The sequence below is a fragment of the Porphyromonas vaginalis genome, assembly GCF_958301595.1.
Lineage (GTDB): Bacteria > Bacteroidota > Bacteroidia > Bacteroidales > Porphyromonadaceae > Porphyromonas > Porphyromonas vaginalis.
The window spans coordinates 1,521,721-1,540,166 of record NZ_CATQJU010000001.1 but is presented as its reverse complement, the minus strand read 5'-3'; the positions used below and the strand labels follow the sequence as shown (position 1 = coordinate 1,540,166).

General features: G+C 53.6%; 14 protein-coding genes and 1 tRNA gene. 7 read left to right on the top strand and 8 right to left on the bottom strand.

Going from position 1 to position 18,446, the window contains the following annotated elements:
* The 8 genes from Q2J34_RS06015 to Q2J34_RS05980 all read right to left on the bottom strand — a co-directional run bounded on the left by Q2J34_RS06015 (position 1) and on the right by Q2J34_RS05980 (position 7,813).
* A tRNA-Ser gene (locus Q2J34_RS06015) sits at positions 1-88 on the bottom strand.
* 197 nt (positions 89-285) lie between these two features.
* Entirely contained in the window at positions 286-1,077 is a 792-nt protein-coding gene (locus tag Q2J34_RS06010; protein ID WP_298887175.1) for a TatD family hydrolase, read from the bottom strand.
* Positions 1,078-1,163: 86 nt separating this feature from the next.
* Positions 1,164-2,168, bottom strand: coding sequence for a polyprenyl synthetase family protein (locus tag Q2J34_RS06005; RefSeq protein WP_298887178.1), 1,005 nt, complete (start codon positions 2,166-2,168; stop codon positions 1,164-1,166).
* A gap of 173 nt (positions 2,169-2,341) precedes the next feature.
* The gene (locus Q2J34_RS06000) at positions 2,342-3,046 is read right to left on the bottom strand and encodes an energy transducer TonB (protein WP_300969548.1); all 705 of its coding nucleotides are present in this window, start codon (positions 3,044-3,046) and stop codon (positions 2,342-2,344) included.
* Between the two features lie 182 nt (positions 3,047-3,228).
* Positions 3,229-4,638 (bottom strand): MFS transporter, encoded by a 1,410-nt coding sequence (locus tag Q2J34_RS05995; RefSeq protein ID WP_300969547.1) that lies wholly within the window; start codon positions 4,636-4,638, stop codon positions 3,229-3,231.
* Positions 4,639-4,696: 58 nt separating this feature from the next.
* Positions 4,697-6,016, bottom strand: a complete 1,320-nt coding sequence (locus tag Q2J34_RS05990) for a bifunctional folylpolyglutamate synthase/dihydrofolate synthase (RefSeq protein ID WP_298887186.1) — start codon at positions 6,014-6,016, stop codon at positions 4,697-4,699.
* Entirely contained in the window at positions 6,006-7,295 is a 1,290-nt protein-coding gene (locus Q2J34_RS05985; RefSeq protein ID WP_298887190.1) for an adenylosuccinate synthase, read from the bottom strand. Before Q2J34_RS05985 ends, Q2J34_RS05990 begins: the two co-directional genes overlap by 11 nt.
* A gap of 14 nt (positions 7,296-7,309) precedes the next feature.
* Complete coding sequence (locus Q2J34_RS05980; protein ID WP_298887193.1) at positions 7,310-7,813, bottom strand: Fur family transcriptional regulator; 504 nt, start codon at positions 7,811-7,813, stop codon at positions 7,310-7,312.
* A 1,351-nt stretch (positions 7,814-9,164) separates the two neighbouring features.
* On the opposite strand from Q2J34_RS05980, the gene Q2J34_RS05975 reads away from it, so the two are divergent.
* From Q2J34_RS05975 to Q2J34_RS05945, 7 genes are all read left to right on the top strand, one after another.
* On the top strand, positions 9,165-9,386 hold the full coding sequence (locus Q2J34_RS05975) for a DUF2795 domain-containing protein (RefSeq protein WP_004331394.1): 222 nt from the start codon (positions 9,165-9,167) through the stop codon (positions 9,384-9,386).
* 76 nt (positions 9,387-9,462) lie between these two features.
* Positions 9,463-10,518 (top strand): PorP/SprF family type IX secretion system membrane protein, encoded by a 1,056-nt coding sequence (locus tag Q2J34_RS05970; RefSeq protein ID WP_298889110.1) that lies wholly within the window; start codon positions 9,463-9,465, stop codon positions 10,516-10,518.
* A gap of 197 nt (positions 10,519-10,715) precedes the next feature.
* On the top strand, positions 10,716-12,080 hold the full coding sequence (gene porK / locus Q2J34_RS05965; RefSeq protein ID WP_298889140.1) for a T9SS ring complex lipoprotein PorK/GldK: 1,365 nt from the start codon (positions 10,716-10,718) through the stop codon (positions 12,078-12,080).
* Positions 12,081-12,133: 53 nt separating this feature from the next.
* The gene (gene porL / locus Q2J34_RS05960; protein WP_298889112.1) at positions 12,134-13,168 is read left to right on the top strand and encodes a type IX secretion system motor protein PorL/GldL; all 1,035 of its coding nucleotides are present in this window, start codon (positions 12,134-12,136) and stop codon (positions 13,166-13,168) included.
* A 57-nt stretch (positions 13,169-13,225) separates the two neighbouring features.
* On the top strand, positions 13,226-14,776 hold the full coding sequence (porM, locus tag Q2J34_RS05955) for a type IX secretion system motor protein PorM/GldM (protein WP_298889114.1): 1,551 nt from the start codon (positions 13,226-13,228) through the stop codon (positions 14,774-14,776).
* A gap of 38 nt (positions 14,777-14,814) precedes the next feature.
* The gene (gene porN, locus Q2J34_RS05950) at positions 14,815-16,041 is read left to right on the top strand and encodes a type IX secretion system ring subunit PorN/GldN (RefSeq protein WP_300969546.1); all 1,227 of its coding nucleotides are present in this window, start codon (positions 14,815-14,817) and stop codon (positions 16,039-16,041) included.
* A 247-nt stretch (positions 16,042-16,288) separates the two neighbouring features.
* On the top strand, positions 16,289-18,169 hold the full coding sequence (locus tag Q2J34_RS05945) for a leucine-rich repeat domain-containing protein (protein WP_300969545.1): 1,881 nt from the start codon (positions 16,289-16,291) through the stop codon (positions 18,167-18,169).
* Positions 18,170-18,446 lie beyond the last annotated feature (277 nt).

Genomic DNA, 18,446 nt, shown 5'->3' with positions numbered 1-18,446 from the left:
CGGAGAGAGAGGGATTCGAACCCTCGAAACGTTTTCGACGTTTACACGCTTTCCAGGCGTGCCTCTTCAGCCACTCGAGCATCTCTCCTTATGGGTCTATTATGTTTGTTCTGTCTTGCTATGCTTACTTGTTCTTTCCAGCTATCTGTGTCAGTAAATAGGCTCTCTTGATCCGTTTAGTAGTGCAAATCTAAAGAAATTTGGCGACTTAGCACGCATCTAGACCGTCGACCTCACTTTTCACAACCTAATTCGGGAGGCTTTGTGATCTGTTACGATCGTCGGCTAGCCGACTAAGTCTAACGAAAAGAGCCGTATAGCATTGCTTGTCGTATGCTCTGCCAAGCTCTCTAGCGAGATGCCTATCTGATCTGCGACATAGCTAGCTGTATGAACTAAATATGCTGGCTCATTGCGCTTCCCCCGCTGGGGAATAGGAGCCAAATAGGGTGCGTCTGTCTCTAGAAGCATCTTGTCTAGAGGTATCTGAGACAGTAGTCGAGCGGTGCGAGACCGCTTATAGGTTACATTGCCATTGATCCCTATCATCATCAGTGGCAAGTGATCCAATATGCGCTGTAGCTGTGTCTCCTCGCCTTCGAAGCAGTGAAAGACTCCTCGAAGCTGCTCGGGAGCGAAGTGAGAGGTCAGGAGGTCGATCGTCTCGTCCAGTGCTGATCGTACATGCAGTATCACCGGTAGGTCTAGCTCTGTAGCCCATCCGACCTGCTCGATGAGAGCTTTCTGCTGCTCGTCGGCGTAGGTACGATCCCAATAGAAGTCTAGTCCGATCTCCCCTATCGCTACTATTGCCTCACTAGACTGAGCTATGTATTGGCGTAGCTGACGTAGCTGCTCGGCGTAATCTGCCTCCACCGAGGTGGGGTGCAGCCCTAGCGCCATCGCTGTACGATCAGAATAGCTGCGGTGAGTCTCGACTAGTAGAGGAAGTGACGTGAGATCTACATTGGGCATAACCATATAGCCTACCCCCGCCTGACGGGCTGCTGAGATGACAGCCTCTCTATCTGCGTCATACTCGACACCATATATATGTGTGTGGGTATCTATCAGCATATCTCTGTCCTACCTCTTCGATCTAACCAAAGGGAAGCTCTCCCTTTCGCTACAAAGTTGCCAGTCCTTCGCTAAGGACTGAGCGTTTAAGTATTGCGCTCCGCTATTTTGGTTACAAAAGCGCGCAACTGCGTAGCCTCTCTACCACAAGCTGACTCCAAAGCCTTTAGCGCACTCTGCGCCTCTGCTAAGTAGTCTCGCACGAGTGCCTGCACTTGTGTAGCTACGTCCATCTCGTCATATAGAGCCTTGACAGCTGAGATCTTCTCTTCAGCCTGCTCGTTAGATCTACGCATCGCCTCTATGAGTGCTTGTCGCTGAGCGGGAGAAGCTGTAGCATAGGCGAGTGTATGGAGGATAGTCTTCTTGCCCTCTAGGATATCCCCTCCGAGAGGCTTGCCAAAGGTCTCACTATCTCCGTATAGATCTAAGTAGTCATCTTGAAGCTGAAAGGCTAACCCGAGGTTCCACCCAAAAGCGTAAGAGGACTCGAGCTCTGCAGCACTCCCCTTCGAGAGGATAGCTCCAAAGCGCGTTGCCGTGGCTATCAAGATCGCTGTCTTGTAGCCGATCATCTCTAGGTATTGCTCCTTAGAGACATAGTCTAGCTGCTCATACTCGAGGTCTAGTTGCTGACCCTCCATGATGAGCGTAGCCATCTTATTGAAGTCTTGTATCAGATCAAGGAGCATCTCAGCAGAGACACCCTCTGTAAGCATCTGATAAGCTAGAATGAGCATAGCATCTCCCGAGAGGATGGCAGGTGTCAGTCCATACTTAGCATAGACCGAGGGCTTGCCACGCCGTACGGGAGAATTGTCCATCACATCGTCATGTAGTAGCGTAAAGTTGTGAAAGACCTCTAGGGCTACTATAGGCGATGCTACCAAGGGTGCCTCGGGACGTAAGTACGCCTGCATCAAGAGAGCCAGGACTGGACGCACACGCTTAGCTCCCTCTTGCTCCAACGTGTACCGTATCGGAGCGTAGAGAGCTTGAGGTGTGCGCTTATCTAGCTTCAGACGCTGCAGTGTATCCTGCACTATCTGACGATAAGCCCCCAGATCTTTGGCTTCTACTGTGTGAGACATTCCTTGGTTTAGTATGAGGTGTAGAGACCTCCTGTGATACGGAGCTAAGGGGTGATATACATGTCTACCTACCAGAGCTACTTGGTAGCAGGTTGGGTCAACAACGTAGGGAGACACCTATATCATCCGATAGCGCATTGTGTTATTACAGAAAGGGGGTCACGCCTTTTGCATTAGCCTAGCACGAAGGCAACAGGCAGTGTAAAGTAAGAGCGTACAGGCTTACCACGCTGCTTACCTGGCGTCCACTTAGGCATAGACTTAAGCACACGGATAGCCTCTTTGTCTAGTGCGGGGTCTACCTTGCGTGCTACAATCACATCTCCGATAGATCCGTCCTTCTCCACGACGAAGCGGAGCACGACCTTACCCTGGATGTTATTGTCTAGAGCACTCTGTGGGTACTCGATGTGATTAGCAATCCACTTAAGCATTGAGGGTATATCACCCATGGGGGGTACAGCGGGATTCTCAACGATCTCGAAGATCTGATCCTCAGGCTCCTCGACTGTCTGTACAGGCTGTACGATAACGGGTGGCGGTGGTAGCTCACGATCCTGGTCTACAGAGACAATTGAAATCTTAGCAACCTCCTTGCTATCGTCCACTACCTTAAACTCCTCAGGTAGTGCTACCTCTACGACCTCCTGTGGAGCCTCGGGTTCGGGCTCGGGCTGCTCTTGTTGCTGCTCGTTGATGATGAGCGCATCATCGATGTCGGCGATATTGAGTGCAGTCATATCGTCTGTACTATCGTCCTTTGTAGAGGTCCACTCTAGAGCGGTATAAAGGATACCTAGAGCTAAGACAAATCCCATAGCCAACGATAAGGGTATCGTCCTTCTTAGGTCTGCGTGGGGTGATTTCTTGATTTCCATATAGCGAGTTATCTTATTTCTTCGGTGGAATGGTAGTTCTTTTGGAGTGTGCTATCACGTATAGCTAGCTCTCTCGGCACAAATGTACGAAGATTTTTGCGAGTAGCCTACATCACCCAGTTAAGTCTGCCCTAAAAGGTGCGATGCCACACGCCAAAAGACCCCCCTCCCCGACGGATAAGTTACTTCTTAATGTTCGGCAACTCAAGGCCGTAGCCCTTCTTCTTGTCAGCTGCCTTAAGGAGTATAGCCGTGATGAGAGCTACAACACCAAACGCGGTAAAGACAAGCATAGCCTGGAAGTAGTCCTTAGGCTGTCCAGGAGCTACATTCTGGTTGTTTGCATCGAGGATGGCACCAATGAGCATAGGCACAGACATGAGACCGATATTCTGAATCCAGAAGATAGCAGAGTAAGCAGAGCCTAGCACCTTACCAGGGATAATCTTAGGTACGGAAGGCCATAGTGCAGCAGGAACCAGCGAGAAGGAGATACCTAGTACTACGATGGCTGCGACGGCAATTGTGGTTGCTAGCCCGTGAGAGACCGTGCTGAATGGGAAGAAAGCAAACGTACCATGGCAGACGATCATCAAGATAGCACCGATCATCAGCATCGTCGCACCCTTACCACGAGCATCTAGGTAGAAGCCCAAGATTGGGGTTATCACCATAGCTCCTACGGGGAAGAGACTAAAGATCTTAGCAGCTACATCTTGCTCAAAGCCTACGTTGCTCACAAGCATCTCAGTAGCAAACTTCTGGAAGGGGAAGATCGCTGAGTAGTAGAGCACGCAGAGGATCGCAACGATCCAAAACATCGAGTTGCCAAAGACATGTCCGAGGTCTCTAAACTTAAAGGGCTCCTCCTCCTCTTTCTCCACTGCTGCATGTGCTGCTTCTAGCTGCTGGTCGAGCTTCTTATCCATGAAGAAGTAAACTACGTAAAGTAGTAGAGCTACGACAAGAAGACAAGTGCCGAAGAAGACAGAAGCACGTACAGTACCATATTGCTCAGCGATCATCGGTGAGAGCCAAAAGACAGCAAAGACACCTAGACGAGCCACAGCCATCTCGATACCCATAGCGAGAGCCATCTCCTTGCCCTCAAACCACTTGACGATAGAGCGAGAGACCGTCACGCCTCCCATCTCTGTACCGCAGCCGAAGAGTGCAAAGCCCACACAGGCTAGCTTTGCAGAGGCTGGCATAGCGGGCCAGAAGCTGTTGAAGAAGTCATACCCGAAGCCTCCTGCATTAAAGGCGGGACTCAGTGCGTATAGCTTGATCAAAGCTCCGATCACCATCAGAGAGCCTGATAGGAGGAAGGTAAAGCGCACCCCCATCTTGTCTAGGATGATACCTGCGAAGATGAGGAAGAAGAAGAATACATTGATAAAGAACTCACTACCTCCATAGGTCCCGAAGACGGTAGAGCTCCAGTTAAGCTCTGACTCAACCATCGTCTTGACAGGTGAGAGGATGTCTACAAACATGTAGGCAAAGAACATCGTGAGTGCGACTAGTGCCAGTGCTAGCCATCTCATCCCTGCGCTGTCTCGCAGGGTCTTCAATTGTGTAGATTCAGTCATTACGTTATGTAGTATGTTTAGTTTGTTGATGCGTATATATAGGTAGAGCGTCTAGCCCTCATTGATGGGCTGGGCGCTCTTTTTGTATCGTGGGATAACTCTTGAGTAGCTCGGCAACGATGAAGTTGCTACCACCGACGAAGATCAAGTCGCCTGCATTAGCAAGCGCCACGACCTCTCGCAGTGCCTCCTCTACCGAGGGATAAGCTCTCCCCCTGAGGCCGATAGCCTCAGCACGTTGCAGTAGCTCCTCGGCGGGTAGCGTACGCTGTGACGCTGTCGTGCAGAAGTAGTAGCGAGCTGATGAAGGCAAGAGAGCCAAGTTGGTGTCTATATCCTTGTCGGCACTCATACCTACTATTATATATAGGTGATCATAGGTTGCCTCTTCGAGTTGGTGCGCTACGACAGCTATACCAGCGGGGTTGTGCGCTGTATCGCAGACGATATGCGGATCTGTCGAGAGCGTCTCCCAGCGACCACGCAGTCCCGAGAGCTTGTACAGCTCGGCAAAGCCTCGCGCCACCTCCTCATGGGTGAGTGGCGTGTCGAGTACTTTGTCGTCTAGGATGCGGAGTGCGGTTAGGACGGTATGAGCATTTTCCAGCTGCGCATCGCCCGAGAGCGGCGTCTCTATGAGTCCATAATCGACAGTGTCCAGCCGCATACCAGGATGTAGCTCATCGTATCGCTTGATCGTGTGCTCATCTTCGCAGAAGGTGATCGGAGCATGACGCTCATCAGCCACCTGCTCAAAGAGCACACGCACAGAGCCTCCAGCATTCCCAATGACAGCATGGACACCCTCTTTGATGATGCCCGCCTTCTCATAGGCAATCGCCTCGAGTGTATTGCCGAGATATTGCGTATGATCCAGACTAATGTTGGTTATGATCGAGAGCTTAGGCTGTATCACATTGGTACTGTCTAGTCGTCCTCCTAGCCCTACCTCGATGACAGCGTAGTCCACCTCATGGGTGTGGAAATGCTCAAACGCCATCAAGGTCGTGTACTCAAAGAATGAGGGACCGACAGACTCAATCAGCGGACGGGTCCGCTCGACAAAGGAGACCACCTCCTCCTCGGAGATCATCTCTCCATTGATCCGTATGCGCTCGCGAAAGTCCACTAGGTGTGGCGAGGTAAAGAGCCCCACCTTATAGCCCGCAGCTGTCAGCACGGAGGCTATGAGCGAGGTGGTCGAGCCCTTACCATTGGTACCACCCACATGGATGGTGCGAATGTATCGCTGTGGATTGCCTATCGCCTCGCACATCTGCTGCATGCGCTCTAGGCCAGGCTTATAGGCATCGCCCCCTTGGTTTTGGTAGCAAGGGGTCGCTTGGTAGAGATAGTCTACCGTTTCTTTATAGTTCATTGTTGAGCTTGCGCATGATGGTCTGTGAGCGATCAGGCCCTACAGATATGATCGAGATAGGTACTCGTAGCTGCGCCTCTAGGAAGGCCACATAGTGACGGAAGGCATCTGGCAGATCTTGCTCCGAGCGGCAGCCGTCTAGTGGCGTCTGCCAGCCTGGTAGCTCCTGGTAGATAGGCTCTATGTCCGTCTCCAGTGAGTACGGCATATTCTTGTACTCCTTATCTCCTATACGGTAGGCGACACAAGCCTTGATGGTGGGGAGCGTGTCTAGCACATCACTCTTCATCATGATCAGATGCGTCACACCGCTAAGCATGATCGTGTAGCGCAGCGCTACAAGGTCTATCCAGCCACAGCGACGAGGACGCCCCGTCACCGCGCCAAACTCATGACCACGATCGGCCATCAGGTGCCCCACCTCATCTTGTAGCTCTGTGGGGAAAGGTCCTGACCCGACACGTGTACAATATGCCTTGAAGATACCGTAGACGCGACCTATCGCCTTGGGCGAAATGCCCAGACCGATACAGCAGCCAGCACTTACCGTGTTACTACTAGTCACAAAGGGGTAAGTACCAAAGTCCACATCCAGTAGCGAGCCCTGCGCACCCTCAGCAAGGACGTTCAGCCCCTCCTCGAGTGCTTCGTTGATGAGGATCTCACTATCTACAAACTGGTAGCCCTTGAGGTACTCAATGGCTTGGTAAAAAGCCTCCTCCATCTCAGGCAGCTTGGATAGGTCAGCACCCATCTTCTGCAATAGATCCACGTGACGATCCCGCACAGCTTTGTAGCGGGTCTCAAAGTCTCGCTCTATGTCACCGATGCGTAGGCCCGTGCGAGCCACCTTGTCGGTATAGCAGGGCCCTATACCCTTGCCCGTGGTGCCAATCTTAGCAGCACCCTTAGAGAGCTCCTGTGCCGCATCTAGCCGACGATGTGTCGGGAGGATCAGGTGCGCCTTACGAGATATGACTAGTCGCTTCTTGATGTCGTGGCCACTCTGAGCCAGCTGCTCAGCCTCCTCACGTAGTAGGACGGGGTCGAGTACGACACCGTTGCCGATCATGTTAAGCTTGTTGCCCTGGAAGATGCCTGAGGGGATCGAACGCAATACGTAGCGCTGTCCCTCAAACTCCAGTGTATGCCCCGCATTAGGGCCTCCTTGAAAGCGTGCTACCATCTGATAGCCTGGGGTTAGGACGTCAACGATCTTGCCTTTGCCCTCATCGCCCCATTGTAGTCCGAGTAGGACGTCTACCTTTTTCTTGTTCATGTCTTAATATATCTCTATCGATCAGCGACTTGAGGAGGCTTGTTGTAGCCACCCGACTGAGTCGCCGACCTCTTGTTATTCGTTTTAGCAGTCTCACGCTCGCAGCGCTGGCATAGTCCGTAGAAGATCAGCAGAGGCTGTGCCAGACGATACCGATGCGGCGTAGTATGACGTAGAGCCTTGAGACGTCGAGGCTGTCTATAGAGCACCTCAGCACCACAGCAGCGACAGCGACAGACAGCATAGAGACTAGCCTGCTCACTGGTCAGATAGTGCGCTTCGCTCGCCTGCGGGAGCTGCACGATCAGCCCCGCCTCAGCCAGCAGACGCACAGTACTATAGACCGTGCCACGGCTCTGGCGATAGCCCCCCTCCTTCAGCTGAGCCATCAGCTCCTCTGTCGTAAAGATACGACGCTGCAGACTGACCACCTGAGCGATCTCTACTCGCTCAGAAGTCAGCTGATAGCCGTGCTGCTTGAGAAAGGCCTTAAAAGGCGACACCAAATCCGACATCATACTGCGCCACGCCCCTATCGTAGGAGCTGTGACATACTACCATTTTACTGCGTTACACATTCGTGAGGGCCACATCTGTAGTAGCCCCACAGCGAGACGCGTCACCACTTCGTGCGACACGCTCCACGGCATTCCCCCACCCCACTTCGTCCTCCAGCTGAGAGCAACGAGTGCAGCAGGATCTGACCGATGTCGCAAAGTTATACAAATTACTTTACTTACGCCACCTCTCGACCATCCCCGCAGGGCTGACGCATTATAATCGTCTTTTCAGAAGCAACCCATTAGCGACAAGCGAGGCATAGATGGGGGCATTATATATAACGTGTCAGTCCTGGATTTCTGTGAAGCTCACCTTCTGTTGCTGTACATATCTTTACGGGGAAATTCGTCCGATTCTCTCCTTTCTCGAATATCCACGTGGTGAATCTCAAATATCCACGTGAATGTTTTTTATTTTCCACGTGGGCGTGATTCATTTCTTCCGAAGTTTCATTTGATTCTTCCGAAGTTTCATTTCATTCCTCCGAAGAATTTTTTATTCCCCACGTGGAGATTTTGAAATATCTAGGTGGAAATCACTTTTCCCCGACACAATGCCGTTTCGATATGTAGCTAGGTCTAAATTATTGTAGCGAGTCGGCGTCTATTTTTCCCAGCTAGGGCTGACTCATCACAATTGCTCTTTCAGAAACTACACATTAGCGACCAGCGAGGAGTAGAGAGGTCGATGAGATCATTATTATAATGCGTCAGCCCTGACCATCCCCGCCCCAAATTGCATTTTGGAGTGGAAAATACAGAGGTGTCGGAGGGCTTCCCTCCCCACTGCGCCCTGTAGGGAAGCACGATGAGTGTCGAGTCGGAGGGCGTCCGTTGTGTCAAAGGTTACAGCATCGTGATTTAACGAGGACGGACGCACAGATCGTGCGTCCCTACAAAGAGCTATTCGTACTGCACTGATTCCATAGCACATACGAGTTCCAAAAACAATTCCCCTTTTGGAACTTTTTAGTTCCAACGGAGGGACTTTTCGATTTCCACGTGGGAAATCGCGAATATCGGATATTCGATAATAGGGTGATCGGAGGGCTCGGGAGCATCGAGGACATCGGATGGGTAACCGTTGTCGTGAAGCACGGGGCGTGCGTCTTTACTGCGGGCTAGTCGTGAGATTCGCGGGCCTAGGAGTTTGAAGTGTTGTAAATGTGGTCTAGGTTGTCTATATTTGCACGCTCGTAGGAGATGCGCTATGGAGCGAGTCGGCGAAGGTGTGCAATAATCTAGCGACACGGCCGTTCTCTCCGATAGGATACTCCTTATTATATATAACCACTGATATAGACTAACTATGTACTGGACGTTAGAATTGGCCTCCAAGCTGGAGGATGCTCCCTGGCCTGCTACCAAAGATGAGCTCATCGACTATGCTCAGCGCTCAGGCGCGCCCATCGAAGTGATCGAAAACCTCGAGGAGATCGAGGACGAGGGCGAGGAGTACGAGACCATCGAGGATATCTGGCCAGACTACCCTAGCAAGGAGGACTTCTTCTTCAACGAGGAGGAGTACTAACTCGCTACTATAGACCCTGACTCATAATCAGGGAATCTCTGCATAGCTATGAGCTTATGAGCACACACCACCTAGGATGAGAGAGACGCGCCCACTACGGATCTGCGCTATACGGCTTGCGCCAAGAGAGCACCAGTCGGAGGGGGGCGTGTGCGCTACGGTGAGGTGGGGGCGTAAGTCTTTCGGGAGGTTCTTGCTATGTCTACTTATCGTGGCCTGCTGGCTCCCGATGCGTTCGCTGGCGCAGGTGGACCCGCTTTTCTCCGACTACCGACGGTTGCAGAACTACTACAATCCGGCAGCGATCGGGCTGCAGAAAGATCTGCTCCTGACGGCTGCCTATCATCAGCAGTGGATCGGTATCGAGGGAGCTCCTGCGAACCTTTTTGTCTCGGCTCATACGGAGCAGCAGTGGGGCAAGAGCTACCACGGTGTGGGGCTGGTGGTCGTGGCGCAGCGTGCGGGACTCTTTACCCGTACAGAGGCGCAAGCGGAGTATGCCTTTCAGCTTCGCTGGAAGGGGGATAAGATCCTCTCTATCGGCACGGGACTGGGCATGATCAACCTCCTATACGATGGCACTAAGGCTCACATACCAGACGGAGGGGCAATGACGCCCAACGACCCTTCGCTGCCCCAAACGCCTGTGTCGGGACGTACCTTCGACCTCTCTGCGGGAGTCTTATGGCACACGCCTCGCTACTTCATCGGTGTCTCGGGGCGTCATCTCACGGTGCCGCGCATCACCCTCGATAGGCTTTACTATCAGAAGGTGCCGATACATATCAATGCCGTCTGTGGGTACAATATTACACCACCAGGTGCGTTATTATCATGGCACCCCTCACTATTTGCCTCGACAAACTTGACGTCGTGGCGGGTGGATGTCAACCTAGATGTGCGCCTTGCGCAGCGATGGGAGGCTGGTCTGATGTACCGACCTTTGCAAGCGGCGGGGCTACGGCTGGGAGCGCTCTTTGGCAAGTGTCACGTGGGGTACCTCTTTGAGATGCCTACGAGTCAGTTGGCGAGGGGCAACTGGGGCAGTCACGAACTGGTGATCACCTATGCACTCCCGATGTCTAGCCACAAGAAAGGGACCAACAGCTACAAGAGCATCCGACTCCTTTAGCCCGTACGTCTCACTATTAAATAGAACTCTGAAACAACTTAGAAGCTATGAAAGAAGCTTTGCCGACATACAGCAGTCCGTCCCAGAGCGCGCATGATGCCCGTTCCGTACAAAGGCTTAGGACTAGAATCAGAGCAGGAGCCTTGCCCCTACTAGGTGCTTTGGCACTACTCTTACTCTTCATCTCCGTGCTGAGCATGGTAAGCTGCGCGCCCAAGCGTGGCTCTGGCGTGAGTGCCGAGCTGGTGGGCGTGGGACTCGCCTCGTGGAGTGAGCCAGCGCCCTACGGCATGGTACAGATACCACAAGGACACATTGTGCTGGGCGAGCGTGAGGCGGACACCGTATGGGGCCTCCCCGCGGAGTACCGAGCCATCTCGGTAGATGCTTTCTGGATGGATCAGACGGAGGTGACGAATGCGCAGTGGCGACAGTTCGTCTACTATGTGCGTGACTCGATCGTTCGTGAGCGTCTGGCAGACCCGCTATACGGAGGTAACCCGCTCTACAAGATTACGACGGACAAGTATGGTGACCCTGTCAAGCCCTACCTAGACTGGTCGCAGCCACTACCCACTCCTAAGCGTGCGCTAGAGCAGGAGCTGGAGGCGATGGAGAGCGTCTACTACACGAACCCCGTGACGGGCGAGCGCAAGCTCGATCCTAAGCAGATGCTCTACAAGTATGAGGTTTACGACTACCACGCAGCAGCACTCTACCGCAACAACTTACAAAAGGATGTGCGCGCCAGCAAGGGCGTTCAAGAGCCAGTGATGATTTCTAAGGACACGGCTTACGTCAACGACCGTGGCGAGATAATTCGTGAGACAATCACGCGTCAACTCGCTAGTGAGTACGACTTCCTCAATACTTACATCGTAGCGATCTACCCCGACGAGACGGTCTGGGTCAACGACTACCCCAACTCTAAGAATGAGATCTACACCCGCACTTACTTCAACCACCCTCGCTACGACAACCACCCCGTGGTGGGTATCTCGTGGGAGCAGGCTACCGCTTTCTGCCACTGGCGCACGGACAACTACCGCAAGGGGCTGAACCTTCCCGATGGAGCGATTGTGCCAGAGTTTAGACTACCCACCGAGGCTGAGTGGGAGTACGCAGCGCGTGCTGGACGGACGAACACGAAGTTCCCGTGGAATAGCGAAGACCTAGACTCGGAGGATGTCTGCTTCTTGGCAAACTTCAAGCCCTTCGAGGGAGACTACGCAGCCGACGGGCAGGTGATCACTTCGCAGGTCAGCACTTTCTCGCCCAATGACTACGGGCTCTACGATATGGCGGGCAACGTGGCGGAATGGACTAGCTCAAGCTACTTCGTATCGAGCTACGAGATGATGGACGATGTCAATCCGCAGATGCACTACAACGCAGCTCGCGAGGACAATACGATGCTACGGCGCAAGGTCGCCAAGGGTGGCTCGTGGAAGGACGTCCTCCGCTTCATCAGATCCACACGACGCATCTACGCACCACAAGATGAGGCGCACTCTTACATTGGCTTCCGCTGTGTGCGTAGCATCATCAACAACTCCAAATAAGCAACGCAACAGATAGCCCTAACGACGGCTTTACCCTTCAGATAGATAGACTCATGGCAAAGAAATATAGACGCTACAAGAATGGACTGGAGATGTATCTCTCCAGCAAGAAAGGGCGCAGAGTGCTCAACTTCGCATACAGCTGGGGTGCCGCAGTGGTGATCCTCGGAGCTCTCTTTAAGTTGCTCCACTTCCCCTTCGGCAATGAGATGCTTTTCATCGGTATGATCACCGAGTTCTTCGTCTTCTTTATCTCAGGCTTCGAGCAGCCTGAGGAGCACTACCAGTGGGAGCAGGTTTTCCCCGAGCTAGACTCTAAGAACCCGATGGACAAGCAGGAGATGGAGGCTCGCCGACAGTACCTCCTCCGCAAAGCTCAGGAGGCAGCTGCAGCGCCAGCGCCCTCTTACGCCTATCCTGAGGGTCAGCATTACGAGCAGCCTAGCGGTTACGCATCTCAGCCACAAGTTCAGGCGGGGTATGTTACCCCTGAGGGTGGCTACGGTGCGCCAGCTTCGGAGGTTCAGGTGGAGCGTCTCTCCTCAGCCATTGATCAGCTAGCCAATGCCGCTTCGCAGCTTAGCCGACTGGGCGAGCTGTCTCAGCAGATGACCGATCAGTGGGTCGCTATGCAGCAAGACGGGCGCACCCTCGGTGAGAGTGCTGTCGAGTATCAGATGCAGATGGACACGACCTCGCAGCATCTGGCGCGTCTCAACCAGATCTACGAGTCGCAGCTGGCAAGCATCACAGGACAGGTCGCTACCATTGACCAGATCAACCAAGGGCTGGAGCATATTAAGAATATGTACCAAGACTCCGCCATCGACAGCACCACCTTCCGCACGCAAAATGAGCGCTTGACCATGCAGCTCTCTGAGCTGAACCGTGTCTACGCTCGCATCCTAGAGGCACTGACGGTCAATATGGGTGCCCCTGGTATGGCGGGTCGTCCTTATCAGGGAGGCTACGAGCCTAGCTACTACGCTCCACGGCAGGAGTACCCCTCGGCACGTCCTGACTACTACGCATCACAGCCCTACCAAGCACCACGCAATGCGGGCGCACCACAGGAGTCGCAAGAGTAGATAGCTTTTTCCACCTCATCTACTCGATAGCTATTCAACTAACACAATCTAGGCATTATGGCAGCAGGAAGTAGTGGCAACCGCAATAGACAGAAGATGATCAACCTGATGTATCTCGTCTTCATTGCGATGGTAGCACTCAATGTCTCCTCAGAGGTACTCTCGGGCTTTGTCCTCGTAGAGCGCAGTCTGACGCACACCATCGAGGGCTCGCAGCAGAGCAATGACAACATCATGAAGGGGCTCTCGACTGCTTATGCCAAAAACCCTAGTAAAGCAGAGCCCTGGTATCGCAAAGGGCTAGCACTCACCGCCTATGCCGACTCACTCTACAACGAAATAGACCAGCTGCGCCTCCTCATAGCACAAGAGGCAGACGGTAAGGATGCCAATCCTAACGATGTGGCTCGCAAGGACGATATGAACGCACCCACGACCGTCATGCTCAACCCGCTCACACGGCGAGGCGCTAAGCTACGCGAGTCGATCGAGGCCTTCCGCACGTACACCACGCAGATGGTTCGTAGCGACAGCCGTCGTGAGCATATCTCTGAGATGCTCAGCACGGAGCGTTCGGGAGGGCTCAACTGGGAGCAGCAGATCTTTGAGAATATCCCCACCATTGCCTCGCTCACGATGCTAACGAAGCTTCAGAGCGACATACGCTCCGTCGAGGGCGACGTGCTAAGTGACCTAGTCCAAAACATCGACAGTGGCGACCTCCGCGTCAACAAGATTGCGGCGCAAGTGATCCCACGCAGTCAGCTTGTCATGCAGGGCAGCCAGTACGAGGCGAGCATCGTCCTCTCCAGCTACGACTCGACACGCGTGCCCAAGATTGTGGTCAATGGCACCACCCTCCCCGAGAGTGCTGGAGGCATTTACCGTGTCACGGCGTCCAAAGCCGGCACCTTCCCCATCTCGGGATACATCGAGACGGAACTGCCCGACGGCACCGCTATCAAGCAGCCTTTCCAGTCGGAGTACTACGTCACCGAGCCTTTTGCGACGGTCGCGCCTACGATGATGAATGTCCTCTATGCGGGCATCAACAACCCGATTAGCATCGCCGTGCCTGGCGTCCCCTCGCAAAACGTGACCGCCACGATGACCAACGGCACGCTCACCCGCAATGGCAATGGCTGGGTAGCTAAGCCCGCTAAGATTGGTACCCCCGCTGTCATCACCGTCATGGCCAAACAGGCAGACGGACGAACCACCAAGATGGCCGAGACCTCCCTGCGGGTACGAGCACTCCCCGACCCACTTCCTTATATACAGTACACCGATGCCAATGGTGCGACCAAGCGCTTTAAGGGCGGACGTATTGCCAAGCGCGACCTCCTCACGGCCAACGGTATCGGAGCAGCTATCGACGATGATCTGCTAGACGTGCCCTACCAAGTAGTGCGTTTCCAGCTCCTCTTCTTTGACTCTGTCGGCGGCGTTATCCCTGAGGTGTCCAATGGCCCCACTTTCTCCGCTAGACAGCGAGACAAAATCCGCAATATGGCAAAGGGTAAGCGCTTCTTCGTGAGCGAAGTAATCGCTCGTGGTCCCGACGGCATCGAGCGACAGATCCCAGCCATCGAAGTAATCGTACGATAGTCTTCACAGCTTTAAGAATAGACCCATCTCACTATACTATGCAACGCATTCAGTCTCTACTCATAGTACTCCTGGCCCTCACGCTCACACTGACCGCTGAGGCGCAAAACTTCGACCCGCTCTCAGCCACCCCGACCGACTCGACACGAGTCGCCACGGAGCAGCCACGCCAGCGCCCCACGGCACGTCAGCGACGCGCTCAGCGAGAGCAGGAGCAGGAGACACAGGCCAATGGTATCTCCATGCGCGCCAAGAACTACGCCGACCAGCAGATCAAGGATACCGAGGCAGCCCCCTGGCGCCGAGTCGTCTACCGACAACTCTCGATAGACAGCCTCGCCAATGCCCCCATCTTTCGTCCTGTACGTCCGTCGGGACAGTTGCAGAGCCTATTCTCGCTCCTCTTCAAGTGCTTCAACGACGGGGACATCACCGTCTATGAGTACGAAGACCTCGGCTACGAAAACCTAACCCCCGAGCGACAGCTGCGCTTCGAAGACTTCCTCGACCGCTTTGGCATCGTATATGACAAAGACCCCAGCCAGACAGGCAACCGCGCCTTCAAGATCCTCCCCGTAGACATCCCCACGCAGTCCATCCGTAGCTATTACGTCAAGGAGGAGTACTACTACGATGTCAAGACCAGCGACGTGAGCAGTCAGATCGTAGCGATCTGCCCCGTGATGGACGACGAGATATCGATGGAGGGTAGCGTGCGCATACCGCTCTTTTGGGTCAAGTACTCCGACCTGCAGCCCTACCTCTCGCAGCAGCCTGTCATGCTCTCGACCAAGAACAACGCCACGACTGCCACGATGGACGACTTCTTCAGTCTCAACCTGTACCGCGGACAGATCTCGATGACGCTAGGCGGTGAGACCGCTGAGCTCAACAGCGAGATGAGTGACTCGACAGCCATGGCTGCTCGTCAAGCCTTCAGCAATCAGATCGAGAGTGAGCTCAAGCAGTTTGAGGAGAGTCTTTACGGCACCGAGTACACAACCTCTGCCACGAGCGACGACGACCTTCAGGAGGCGCGTGACAGCGAAGACAACTCGCAGCTAGACACCGCCCGTGCCCGTCGCTCACAAGAGCTGCGCGAGGGCAAGAGCAACCAGCGCAAAGCAGCCAAAGCCACCAAGGCTAAGAAGAAGAGCCGTGCTGACAAGAAGCGTGCTAAGAAGGCTACCCAAAAAGCAGCCAAAACCGAGCAGCCGAAGCAGTCTAAGAGCAGCTCCACACGCTCCGTACGCAACCGCTTCTAGCCGCGACACAAGCAACTGCTTCTAGTCACAAGCGACTAAGCAACCGCTTCTAACCACAGACGACTAAGTCGCCAACCACACAGCCGAGGGCTGGGTCCGCCACAACGGGCTCAGTCCTCTCTTTGTTTCGTCGCCCTACCCGTCGCCCCTCGTGAGGAAACCTTCCGTAGAGGAGTGCGTCGAAGGTTAGTTGCACAGGTTCGAAAATTATGTACCTTTGGTAAAACGAACTATCACATATACTGCTATGAACAAGACACTTCTACGCACTTTACTCTCCCTGCTCCTCTGCCTACCAGCTCTACTACACGCAGAGGGCGACAAGGTCACCCTGCGCACATCAGCTCCCATCGGATCGCAGGTGGCTCTCGCAGTCAATGAAGAGGCAATCATCAGCGATGCGCTGCAGCTAGACCATAGTGGAGTCAATGCTGCGGACAACGACTGCAACTGGTACAAGGTCATCCGTCAGGAAGTCGAGATCACGGGATCTATAACCAAGATCGAGGCAACCTCATTCAAGCTGGCTAGCCTCAACATCGAGCAGGCTCCCAATCTAGAAGTCTTTTTCTCTGAGGAGCGTGACCGAGGGATACAGACGATCCAAGAGGCGGACTTCTCGATGTGTCCCAACATCACCAAGATCGGCATTAAGATGGCTGAGCTAAAGCAGATCAAGCTACAGGGCTTGGCGCAGCTATCCATGCTCGGTATCGGGGGAAACAATCTCTCTGCCCTAGATCTCTCTGGGTGCAACAACCTCAGCATCATATTTATGCACCGCAACCAGATCAAGGAACCCGAGATGGGTGCCTTCATAGCCTCCCTACCCTCTCGTGTCGGTCAGTCGAATGGTTTCATTGTCATCATAGACACGCACCCCGCTGTGACGGACGAAGGCAATGTCTGTACAGCTGAGCAGGTGCGACAAGCTAGGGATAAAAACTGGATCATTAAGACGGCAAACAACGAGGAGTACCCTGGCTATGGATATCAGAAGCACATCTCTGACGAGACGATCCGACTGACCACAGCACTAACCATCGGTCAGGGCGAAAACTACATCCCGCTTGGTATAAAGGCCTATCCCGATGAAGACTTTGAGGTCGAGGGAGGCACTTACCATAGCACCGCCAATGGACGTCGCTACTACCTACTAGAGAGTCCTAATCTAGTCATACGTGGCAAGGTGCGCTCGCTAAATTGTGGCGGCACCTACCTGACGCATCTAGACATCAGTGGCAATCCTGAGCTGGAGAGCCTCTTATGTAACGACAACCAGCAGCTCCAGACGCTCATCCTAGGGAACCCTCGCAAGCTGAAACGGCTCAACACTTCTGACTCACCCGTCGGAGATATAGACTTCGCAGTCCTTCCCGCCCTCGAGTACCTATATTGCAGGAATAGTCAAGTGCCTTCTCGCTCGCTGACATCTCTGACGCAGCTCAAAGAGCTAAACTGCTCGGGCAACGCTTGGAGCACGCTAGATCTCTCCAAAGCCACTCAACTCGAAAAGCTATTCGCAGCTGGGTGTGGGCTATTGAAAGTAGACCTCACGCATTGTCCCAACCTTCGTGAGGTACAGGTACATGTCAATTACCTTAGAGAGCTACCTCTGGCTTCTGACAAGCTCTATAGCGTGATCGCCTTCGACAATGAGATCAGTGGAGAGCAGATGACCCAACTAGTAGAGAGTCTCCCGACCTTTGAGGCTGGGGCTGATCCAGAGGCTCTAGATCAAGCCGAGTTCATCATATTCCGTACGGACAACGAGCCAGAAGCAGACAAAAACCGATGTATGGCCTCAGACGTTCAGATCGCTACAGATAAGAATTGGACAGTCCTTTCCGTTGATATGGATGACAATAAGTCCCCCTACGCAGGAGTGCAAGGCAATCACATATCGCTCTGTCCGACCGCTGCGATATCTCTCTACGTAACCCCTGAGGCAGTCCGCATAGAGGGCATCCCACGCGGAGAGACCGTCACGCTGTACGACTTGTCGGGCGTGCAGGTATATCGTGTTGCGACTAGCTCAAGCACAGCCGTCATCAGCACAGACGCTATCCCCTCAGGCGTTTACTACCTATCTGTCGGTGAGGAGATCGTTCCTCTTATCCTAAGATAAAGCACCTCGCCAAGGCGAAGAGTTCTGGAGCAGAGGGCTGGGTTCGTCACAACGGGCTCAGCCCTCTCTTTATTTCGTCGCCCCACCCGTCGCCCCTCGTGAGCAATTCCTCGCTGTCTCAAAGATCAAATGAGACTGTTGCAAAGTCAACAGTCTCACAATCTTGCTTGCAAGATTGTCCTGACTTTGCAAAAAGGATGAAGCGCAAGGCGCTGAGGGTGAGGTCTGAAGGGAACATATCTCCGTATGTGACCGAAGCCGAATCCCGAAAGCAACA

Coding starts and splice junctions, on each gene's coding strand:
- Q2J34_RS05995 (WP_300969547.1), bottom strand. CDS start 4,638: ATGACTGAATCTACACAATTGAAGACCCTGCGAGACAGCGCAGGGATG.
- Q2J34_RS05970 (WP_298889110.1), top strand. CDS start 9,463: ATGAGAGAGACGCGCCCACTACGGATCTGCGCTATACGGCTTGCGCCA.
- Q2J34_RS05980 (WP_298887193.1), bottom strand. CDS start 7,813: ATGATGTCGGATTTGGTGTCGCCTTTTAAGGCCTTTCTCAAGCAGCAC.
- porL (WP_298889112.1), top strand. CDS start 12,134: ATGGCAAAGAAATATAGACGCTACAAGAATGGACTGGAGATGTATCTC.
- Q2J34_RS05985 (WP_298887190.1), bottom strand. CDS start 7,295: ATGAACAAGAAAAAGGTAGACGTCCTACTCGGACTACAATGGGGCGAT.
- Q2J34_RS06010 (WP_298887175.1), bottom strand. CDS start 1,077: ATGCTGATAGATACCCACACACATATATATGGTGTCGAGTATGACGCA.
- Q2J34_RS05945 (WP_300969545.1), top strand. CDS start 16,289: ATGAACAAGACACTTCTACGCACTTTACTCTCCCTGCTCCTCTGCCTA.
- Q2J34_RS06000 (WP_300969548.1), bottom strand. CDS start 3,046: ATGGAAATCAAGAAATCACCCCACGCAGACCTAAGAAGGACGATACCC.
- porM (WP_298889114.1), top strand. CDS start 13,226: ATGGCAGCAGGAAGTAGTGGCAACCGCAATAGACAGAAGATGATCAAC.
- porK (WP_298889140.1), top strand. CDS start 10,716: ATGGTAAGCTGCGCGCCCAAGCGTGGCTCTGGCGTGAGTGCCGAGCTG.
- Q2J34_RS05990 (WP_298887186.1), bottom strand. CDS start 6,016: ATGAACTATAAAGAAACGGTAGACTATCTCTACCAAGCGACCCCTTGC.
- Q2J34_RS06005 (WP_298887178.1), bottom strand. CDS start 2,168: ATGTCTCACACAGTAGAAGCCAAAGATCTGGGGGCTTATCGTCAGATA.
- Q2J34_RS05975 (WP_004331394.1), top strand. CDS start 9,165: ATGTACTGGACGTTAGAATTGGCCTCCAAGCTGGAGGATGCTCCCTGG.
- porN (WP_300969546.1), top strand. CDS start 14,815: ATGCAACGCATTCAGTCTCTACTCATAGTACTCCTGGCCCTCACGCTC.